Origin of the sequence: Salinivibrio sp. IB868 (assembly GCF_001995655.1) — a bacterium.
Taxonomy (GTDB): Bacteria; Pseudomonadota; Gammaproteobacteria; order Enterobacterales; family Vibrionaceae; genus Salinivibrio; species Salinivibrio siamensis.
Genome location: NZ_MUEW01000029.1, coordinates 1 through 1,058, shown reverse-complemented (window position 1 = coordinate 1,058; position 1,058 = coordinate 1). Strand labels below are relative to the sequence as shown.

The 1,058-nt window shown below is 48.4% G+C and carries 4 tRNA genes and 2 rRNA genes; all 6 read right to left on the bottom strand.

From position 1 onward, the window contains the following. Positions 1–155, bottom strand: a 23S ribosomal RNA gene (locus BZG20_RS16095); the annotation flags it as partial. A 394-nt stretch (positions 156–549) separates the two neighbouring features. Next, positions 550–625: transfer RNA gene (locus BZG20_RS15860), tRNA-Val, on the bottom strand. Positions 626–637: 12 nt separating this feature from the next. After that, a tRNA-Ala gene (locus tag BZG20_RS15855) sits at positions 638–713 on the bottom strand. 12 nt (positions 714–725) lie between these two features. Continuing rightward, positions 726–801 (bottom strand) — tRNA-Lys (locus BZG20_RS15850). 2 nt (positions 802–803) lie between these two features. Beyond that, positions 804–879, bottom strand: a tRNA-Glu gene (locus tag BZG20_RS15845). Between the two features lie 81 nt (positions 880–960). Then, a 16S ribosomal RNA gene (locus tag BZG20_RS15840) occupies positions 961–1,058 on the bottom strand; the annotation flags it as partial.

Here is a 1,058-nt window from a genome sequence, read left to right as displayed (position 1 = left end):
CACTAAGATACCTGCTTATGCAGGTGGGTTTCCCCATTCGGACATCGATGGCTCAAATGCTTCTTACCAGCTCACCATCGCTTTTCGCAGGTTAGTACGTCCTTCATCGCCTCTGACTGCCAAGGCATCCACCGTCTACGCTTAATCACTTAACCATACAACCCCAAGAGGTCTTTTTGCTCGATCTTTCTCTTTTATTCGGCCTCTTGCTCACCGTTTGCTTGGTCACGTAACACGTTACGCTCCCCGCGACAAACGCCTCGCGCGAGATTGTCTAAAAAAGAAATCTGCGTCGCAAAACCACTCAGTGTTGAATCATCAACCAATTAAGGTTTTGTTTTTGCCGGACTCAAAATAGAGACTTTGCTTATTGCTAAGACAAAGCCCAAGCACACTTGATTGTGTGAGTGACATTTCTGTCACTGATTGAGAACTTTACTGTCATTCTTTAATGAATGACTTGTCAGCTTTCCAGATTGTTAAAGAGCATGTCGTTTATTGCTAAATAAACCACGTTCTAAAGATTCTTAAGCAAAAACCTTTAAAGCGTGGTGGGCGATACCGGGCTCGAACCAGTGACCCCCTCCTTGTAAGGGAGGTGCTCTCCCAACTGAGCTAATCGCCCATCTTCCAGACTTGGTGGAGCTAGGCGGGATCGAACCGCCGACCTCTTGCATGCCATGCAAGCGCTCTCCCAGCTGAGCTATAGCCCCGCGCCTGAGAAATGGTGGGTTGTACAGGATTCGAACCTGTGACCAATTGATTAAAAGTCAACTGCTCTACCAACTGAGCTAACAACCCAATGGCGTCCCATAGGGGAGTCGAACCCCTGTTACCGCCGTGAAAGGGCGGTGTCCTAGGCCTCTAGACGAATGGGACRCRMCGATATGTTTGGGAACATATCCTCTTTAATACTTCAACCTATACAATCTGTGTGAACACTCGCAAAAATAGCGTCAGTAAGGAGGTGATCCAGCCCCAGGTTCCCCTAGGGCTACCTTGTTACGACTTCACCCCAGTCATGAACCACACCGTGGTAAACGCCCTCCCGAAGGTTA